This window comes from Chitinimonas sp. BJB300 (assembly GCF_002735695.1).
GTDB lineage: Bacteria > Pseudomonadota > Gammaproteobacteria > Burkholderiales > Chitinimonadaceae > Chitinimonas.
Window position 1 is genome coordinate 19,736 of record NZ_PDZH01000063.1, and the last position, 7,821, is coordinate 27,556.

At 55.1% G+C, this 7,821-nt stretch carries 6 protein-coding genes; 5 read left to right on the top strand and 1 reads right to left on the bottom strand.

Annotated elements, in window-relative coordinates; translation table 11 throughout:
* The first annotated feature begins 108 nt into the window (after positions 1-108).
* The 3 genes from mutS (at position 109) to CSQ89_RS12230 (ending at position 4,403) form a co-directional block, all read left to right on the top strand.
* Positions 109-2,673, top strand: a complete 2,565-nt coding sequence (mutS, locus tag CSQ89_RS12220; RefSeq protein ID WP_199065475.1) for a DNA mismatch repair protein MutS — start codon at positions 109-111, stop codon at positions 2,671-2,673.
* A 142-nt stretch (positions 2,674-2,815) separates the two neighbouring features.
* Entirely contained in the window at positions 2,816-3,235 is a 420-nt protein-coding gene (locus CSQ89_RS12225; protein ID WP_099406435.1) for a hypothetical protein, read from the top strand.
* A 160-nt stretch (positions 3,236-3,395) separates the two neighbouring features.
* A complete protein-coding gene (locus CSQ89_RS12230) occupies positions 3,396-4,403 on the top strand; it encodes a nucleoid-associated protein (protein WP_099406436.1) in 1,008 nt (335 codons plus the stop codon).
* Positions 4,404-4,410: 7 nt separating this feature from the next.
* Here CSQ89_RS12230 and CSQ89_RS12235 read toward each other — a convergent pair whose 3' ends face one another.
* A complete protein-coding gene (locus tag CSQ89_RS12235) occupies positions 4,411-5,307 on the bottom strand; it encodes a LysR substrate-binding domain-containing protein (protein WP_099406437.1) in 897 nt (298 codons plus the stop codon).
* 121 nt (positions 5,308-5,428) lie between these two features.
* Between CSQ89_RS12235 and htpX the strand changes: the two genes are divergently transcribed.
* Positions 5,429-6,304 carry a protease HtpX gene (gene htpX, locus CSQ89_RS12240; RefSeq protein ID WP_099406438.1) on the top strand — a complete coding sequence of 292 codons (876 nt, stop codon included), beginning with the start codon at positions 5,429-5,431 and terminating at the stop codon, positions 6,302-6,304.
* Positions 6,305-6,457: 153 nt separating this feature from the next.
* Positions 6,458-7,408, top strand: coding sequence for a TerC family protein (locus tag CSQ89_RS12245; protein ID WP_308418145.1), 951 nt, complete (start codon positions 6,458-6,460; stop codon positions 7,406-7,408).
* The last annotated feature ends 413 nt before the right edge of the window (positions 7,409-7,821 follow it).

Consider the following 7,821-nt stretch of genomic DNA (forward strand, 5'->3'; position numbering starts at 1 on the left):
ATGCGGAGAAAGTACGGTAAACGAGCGTTACCCTATGGCGCGAGCCCTTTATAATCGCAAGCCCGGCGTGTTTTAGCTGGGCTTTTTCATTTTCCTGCGCCAATACCTATGAATACACCCGCCCATACCCCGATGATGCAGCAATTTCTGGCGCTGAAAGCCCAGCACCCGGACAAACTGCTTTTTTATCGGATGGGTGACTTCTACGAGTTGTTCTTTGACGATGCAGTCAAAGCAGCACGGTTGTTGGATATCACCCTGACGAGCCGTGGCCAGACCGCAGGCACACCGATCAAGATGGCCGGTATTCCCTATCATGCCGCTGAGGGCTACCTAGCCAAGCTGGTGAAACTGGGCGAGTCGGTGGCGATTGCCGAGCAGTTTGGCGACCCTGCTACCAGCAAGGGCCCGGTGGAGCGGCGGGTGATACGGATCGTCACTCCCGGGACATTGACCGATGCCGCGCTGCTTGATGATAAGCGAGAGAACCTACTGCTGGCCGTGAATGCCATGAAGGGGCGATTGGGCTTGGCGTGGCTGTCGCTCGCATCGGGTGATTTCCGCATGCTGGAAACCCTCCCGGAAGCCCTGGCCAGCGAGCTTGAGCGCCTAAAGCCCGCAGAAGTGCTGTTACCTGAGGATTTGGCGCTTGAACTGCCTGCGGCTGCGGGCTATGCCGTGAAGCGCATCGCCAGTTGGCAGTTTGATGTGGAAACCGCGGCGCGCAACCTGGCCCGGCAGTTCCAAACCCAGGATTTGAGTGGTTTTGGTGTCGATGCGCCTGGAGTGGCGGTGGGTACGGCTGGCGCGTTGCTGGAGTATGCGCGTCAAACCCAGTGTGGGGCGCTGCCGCATGTGAACACGCTGGCGGTGGAACAAGCCGGGCAGTATCTGGCGTTGGATGCGGCGACACGCCGGAATCTGGAACTGACCGAGACGATACGCGGCGAAGCATCGCCAACGTTGTTTTCGCTGCTGGATACTTGCACAACTGCCATGGGCAGCCGGCTGCTGCGGCATTGGCTGCACCACCCGTTGCGTAACCAGGATAAGGTGGCGCGCCGGCGCGATGCGATTGCGGCGCTGACTGAAATGCCAGCGTTGGATAGCCTGCGTGAACAGTTGGCGAATATCCATGATATCGAGCGTATCGCTGCCCGCATCGCATTGCGGTCGGCTCGGCCACGTGATTTATCGGCGTTGCGCGATAGCTTGCGTGCGTTGCCCGGATTGTTGCCCCAGTTGCCAGACAATGCGCTGCTGGGGGAAATCGGCCGCCAGCTGATGCCGCCGAATGAGGTGGTTGATTTGCTGAGCCGCGCTGTGATGGACGAGCCCTCGGTGGTGATACGCGATGGTGGGGTGATACGCGGTGGTTTTCATGCCGAGCTTGATGAGTTGCGCGCTATCCAGACCAACCACGGCGACTTTCTGCTTGCATTGGAAGTGCGCGAGCGTGAACGTACCGGAATTCCGAATCTGAAGGTGGAATACAACCGGGTACATGGTTTTTATATTGAGATCACCAACTCACATGGTGACAAAATTCCGGACGACTATCGCCGTCGGCAGACGCTGAAGAACGCCGAGCGCTACATCACGCCGGAACTCAAGACATTCGAGGACAAGGCGCTCTCGGCGCAGGAACGGTCACTGGCGCTGGAAAAGTCTTTGTATGAAGGTTTGCTCGATGCGTTGGCCCCCGCGGTGATCAGCCTGCAGCTGGTGGCGCAGGCGGTGGCGGGGCTCGATGTACTGTGCTGTCTGGCCGATCGCGCCATCGTACTGGATTGGGTTGCGCCCAGCTTCCGTGATGAGGCGGTGTTGCATATCGAAGCGGGACGCCATCCGGTGGTGGAACAGCAGCTGCGCGATGGTTCCGGCGAAGCCTTTATCGCCAACGATCTGTACTTTGATGCCAGCCGTAAGCTTTTGCTGATTACAGGCCCCAATATGGGCGGTAAATCGACCTATATGCGCCAAGCGGCCCTGATTGTGCTGCTGGCGCAGATAGGCAGCTTTGTTCCAGCCAAGCAGGCGATCATCGGCCGGCTCGATCGTATCTTCACCCGTATTGGGGCCAGCGATGATTTGGCGGGTGGACGGTCGACCTTCATGGTGGAAATGACTGAGACCGCCAATATTCTCAACAATGCTGGTGAACACGCGCTGGTATTGATGGATGAGGTGGGCCGTGGCACTTCCACGTTTGATGGCTTGGCCTTGGCATGGGCAATCGCCCGAGCGCTGATCGAGAAAAACCGCAGCTATACCTTGTTCGCCACGCACTACTTTGAATTGACCCGGCTGGCTATCGACTATCAGCAGGTCGCCAATGTGCACTTGGATGCGGTTGAGCACAAAGACAAGATTGTCTTCCTGCATAGCGTGGAAGAAGGTCCTGCGAGCCAGAGCTATGGTTTGCAGGTGGCGCAGCTGGCAGGTGTGCCAAGAGAAACAATACGTCAAGCCAAGCGTTATCTGATCGAGTTGGAAAATCAGCGTGCGAGCCAAACAGGGCAGGGAGACCTATTTACCACACCTGTTGTTGAGCTTGCCGAGCCGGAAAACCATCCTTTACTGGAACGGGTTTTAGCTATCGACCCCGATAGTCTTACGCCGCGTGCTGCTTTGGAACTTGTATATGAACTAAGCCGGTTGGCAAAGGACTAAGCATCTCGCTGCGCGCATATCTGACGCGCCATCGAAAAATTCAATTGGAGCCCGTTCTCAATCTCGCTATAACAGTAGAGAATGATAAACGGGGTTGGTGTGCGTCTTACGCCGACATTTTTTTACTTCAGGAGCAAAGCGAATGGACGCAGTGAAGGAAAGTCGGCTGGATGAAGGCTTGGCTCGCATCTTCGGCATTGCACCGGACAAAGCTGGCGTAAATCTGGATGCGATCCGCACCAAGGCAGCGGTGAGTCTGGCGGCGTATGGCAAATTGCTTGCCGAGTTGTTTGCGCGGCAGAAGCTTCCGGTGCCTCCGCCGGTTCAATTGCAATGGTGGGGGGAGGGCAGCCGTATCCAGGTAATAGGAAACCATCCAGACAAGTTACGCATTGAGGTATTGCTCAATGGGGATGGCGAGTTGGTTGAGGCATTCAAGGAGTTGGAGTTGCTACATGAGATTATGCGCAATGCCGAGCAGGGAAGTCAGTTCACAGACTTGAGCCAGCACTTCAATTTAGGGATCACCAGTACAGGCCCCTTGGCATTCTATACCGATTAAGCAGCTTATGCTGTAGACCACCAGGGTAAAAAACAAAACCGGCCTCAGCCGGTTTTGTTTTTGGGCGGCTGGTGGGTTATTCCGATACATAAATACTGCCTGTATCTCGCTTAGGTGGGAAAATGCGCCCCTCTTGTCTTTGTCTGTCCGGCTACATCTCATGACTGCACCGCTCAATACCATTCGTAATCTGGTCATTCATCATCTGCAAAAAGATGCGCATGGTCCAGCCACTATCGCGCTGCGTGCGGGCCAGTTGCCAGTCACTGCCAGCGCCCAACGTTTGGTCGACCAGCTTTGCAAGCATTACGCCGAGAGAATCGGCAAAGGATATGGCCGTTTTGAGGACGACGAAGACAATTTCCCCATGCCACGCTTTGTGCGCCAGCATGCGGTGGAAGAGTCCATCGACTTCATTACCTTAGCCCAGTTGATGATGCAACACCTGCAAACTCGGGCCGAGCAAGAACAACTCGCGAGTGGCGGGCATGTGTTGATAGCACGGGTAGACAATGGCGCAGCTGACTTCCTCCTGGTCGCCATCATCAGCGAAGCCGTCGGCACCACCATGACCGATGACCTGGACATTATCGAGACGGTTCACCTCGACCTTGCCAACCTGCGCGTCGCTGGCCGTATCGACCTGGACGCTTGGCAACGTGGCGCCGAGCGTTACATCAGCTTTTTGAAGGGTAGGGGTGAGGTTGCCAACTACTTCAAACTTTTCCTCGGTTGTAACGATATCGTAGTGGCCTTACGAGAAACGCAGAAGCTGGTACAAGGGCTGGAACAGTTTGCCGAACGCCAAGCGTTGGCGCCAACCCAGCGTGACCAGCTATTTGAGCGGGCGCACGTTTTTCTGGATGAGCTGGGGGACGCGGGGCTACCGCTAAGCCTGGACCAAGTCGCCAACAAGGCATGGCCGGATGCGCCCGACCGCCTACGCCATCAGCTCGCTGATCAGGACTTGGCATTATCAGGTGGCTTTATCCCCGATAAGCGCGCTATCAAGCCACTGGTACGCTTCAAAGCCAATGCGCCGCAATGGAAGCTGGAGTTCGACCGCAGCAGTTTAAGGTCGGGCGCGGTGATTTACGATAAGCACAGCGATACCTTGGTGTTATCGAATATTCCAGAGCATTTGCGGCGAGAGTTGTTGGAGAGCTAGGCAAGGTTCAAGGTAGCGCCGATTGCAATAGCCGAGCGACATGCAGGTTTGGCAGGCGTGAGGGGAGGCTGATGGCGTAATAGCCTTCGTTGACATCACTGAGTTCTATGACAAGTTCTGCATCGTATTGGCGCGAAAGCATTTCGGTAAGCACGGTTGCAGCAGGGAAATAACCGGCACCATTTCCCCCAAATGTGGTCAGAAGCGCACTGTCGTCAAATTCGCCGACAACATTGGGTGTGAGGCCCTCTGCATCCATCCAGACATCTAGCCGTGTCCGCATGCTGGTGCGTTTACTGGGCAACAACATTGGTGCATGGCTGAAGTCGGCGATATTGCGGGCGGCGCCAGGCTTTTCCAGCAGGCTTCTGGCGGCATAGATGCCGATGGGGCAGGAGGCTAATCTGCGTGCGACTAGGCGGCGTTGCTGTGCTTGGCCCAGGTCGCGGTCGGACAGCACGATATCGAGCTTATGGCGGGATAGGGCAGAGGTGAGTTCGTCGAATTCCCCTTCGTGGCAGACCAAGCGTAGCTGCGGAGATGCTTCCACCACTGGGGCTAGCAGCTTATAGGCAACCAGTTTGGGTACCGAGTCGGCAATCCCGACGGTGAGCCGGCTGGCTTGGCCTAATGCGGGTTCATCCAATGCTTCACGCAGGCGTTCGCCGAGTAGGAAGATTTCATCGGCATAGCGCAAAGCTTCCCGGCCTGCTTCGGTCAGCTCCAGCCGTCGCCCTACCTGGGTGAATAGGGTGCGGCCTATGTCGCGTTCCAGCTTGCCCAGCTGACCACTGATGGTTTGTGGGCTGACGCCCAGTCGTTCAGCCGCGCGTGCCACGCCGCCTTCTTTGGCTACTGTCCAGAAGTAGTGCAGATGCTTGTAGTTCAGTTCAGGCTTGCTCATGCCAGATCAATCGAAAAAACCGAATATTAAGTAAGAATATACTCGGTTCTTTCGAGATGAAAGGAAAGGTACACTTCGCCAGTCTGGATTTAATGGGCATGAGCCCCACAGGAGACTTCCTATGAAACGTATTCTGCTTTTCCTTGCCACCAATATGGCAGTGATGTTGGTGTTGTCGATTAGTGCCCGCCTACTAGGGGTGGATCGTTACTTGACAGCCAACGGTATGAACTTTGGCATGTTGCTGGCGTTTTCAGCTCTGATTGGTTTTGGCGGTTCTATTATTTCGCTATTGATGTCCAAGATGATGGCGAAATGGAGCACGGGCGCGCAGGTGATTGAGCAACCACGCAACGCCGATGAGGCTTGGTTGGTAAGCACCGTGAAAACACTCTCCGAGCGAGCTGGCTTGCCTATGCCAGAGGTGGCGATCTACGAGGGCGCACCCAATGCGTTTGCCACAGGCCCCAGCAAATCCAATTCCTTGGTAGCGGTGTCAACCGGGCTTTTGCAAACCATGCGACGCCGTGAGGTTGAGGCGGTGCTTGCCCATGAGGTTGCGCACATCGCCAACGGCGACATGGTGACGCTGACGCTGATTCAGGGGGTGGTGAACACCTTTGTCGTGTTTCTTTCGCGTGTTGCGGGTTACCTGGTCGACAGCTTCTTGCGCCGTAACGATCAGGAAAGCAGCGGGCCAGGCATTGGCTACATGATTGCGAGCTTTGTTTTTGAAATCCTTTTCGGGATTTTGGCGAGCGTGGTGGTCATGTATTTCTCGCGTCAACGTGAATACCGTGCTGATGCAGGCGCCGCCAAATTATTGGGTAGCAATGCGCCGATGATTGACGCCTTGCAGGTATTGGGTGGTCGTGAAGCCGGCGATCTACCTAAGAATATGGCTGCGTCGGGCATCAATGGTAAGGGCCTCAGCAGTCTGTTTAGCAGCCATCCGCCGATTGAGTCACGTATTGAAGCGCTAAAACAGTTGGCCTAGTCGTTTGCTCGAGGACGGTAGTGGGAAGATTAAGCGTTTGCGGTAACTGCTGTCGATTCAGTCGTGTTGTGGTGGGGTCGACAGCAGGTAGTTGTTAGAACAGAAAAACCGGCCCTTTGCCTATGTTGCAATAAACCAGTTGGGAGAAAGACCGTGGATTATCCGCTATGGATGTGGGGGACCTTTGCCGCCGTTGTCATTGGCCTGTTGGTACTTGACCTGGGCGTTCTGAATAAGAAGGACCACGAAATCAGCGTGAAGGAGAGCTTCAAGCTTTCCGCCTTCTATATCAGCGCCGGTCTGCTGTTTGGTGGCTGGATCTGGTACGAGCTCGGCGAGAAGGCGGGCATGGACTATTTCACGGGGTTCTTGGTGGAGAAGAGCTTGTCGATGGATAACGTCTTCGTTATCAGCCTGATCTTCACTTACTTTGCCATCCCACGTGTCTATCAACACCGCGTGCTGTTTTGGGGCATCTTGGGCGCCATTGTGATGCGTGGCGTCATGATTGGATTGGGCGCGGCGCTAATCCATGAATTCAGCTGGATCATGTACCTTTTTGGGGCTTTCCTGGTCATTACCGGTGTAAAGATGCTGTTTATGAAGGACGATGAAACCGATGTGGCGACGAATCCACTTTTGAAGTGGCTGAAGGCGCATTTCCGCTTTACCGAAAAGCTGCATGGCAATCAGTTCTTTGTCAAAGAAGCGGACAAGCACGATCCGAGCAAGATGGTCTTGTGGGCGACCCCATTGTTTCTAACTCTGATCATGGTGGAACTGACGGACTTGGTTTTCGCCGTGGACAGCGTGCCGGCTATCTTTGCGATCACGACGGATACGTTCATCGTGTTCACCTCGAATATCTTCGCCATTCTGGGTTTGCGGGCACTCTACTTTGCCTTGGCCGCCATGGTGCATCGCTTCCACTATTTGAAATACGCATTGGCAGTGGTGTTGGTCTTCATTGGTGTAAAAATCTTTCTGGTCAATTTTGCCATCAAGATTCCTTCGCCTATTTCTCTGGGCGTTACCTTTGGTCTCTTGGCTGTTGGAGTTGCGTATTCGCTTTGGAAGACTCGGGATGAACCGATTCCAGAGTAGCTGACACAACTGACGTTGAATAGACGCTTAGAACCTGTCTAAAGTCTGCTGTGCGTCGGGAATATGGCGTTGAAAACACCCTCGGAATGCTCATTTACCACTTGTAAACTCCGCTTCCTCGGCTGTTTTTGCCTTATCTTGCCCTAGCTCGCGAGACTTTAGACAGGTTCTTAGACAAAAGCCCGGTACGCCGGGCTTTTGTCATGTGCGCCCAGCATGGGCGCACTCCTGCGGGTGGAAGTCCCGCCGTAAGTTGATCACAGCGAACGAAGTGAAGCGCAACTGTGTGAGGGCGACCGAGCGTGGGAAGGAAGCGTGGATCGTAAACCGCGAGCCGATGGACAAGAACCGGATAGAAGGCGCTGCCGAGCAGGGCGAGCGGGCATGACTCCGCGAAGCTCTCGTGATCAAGG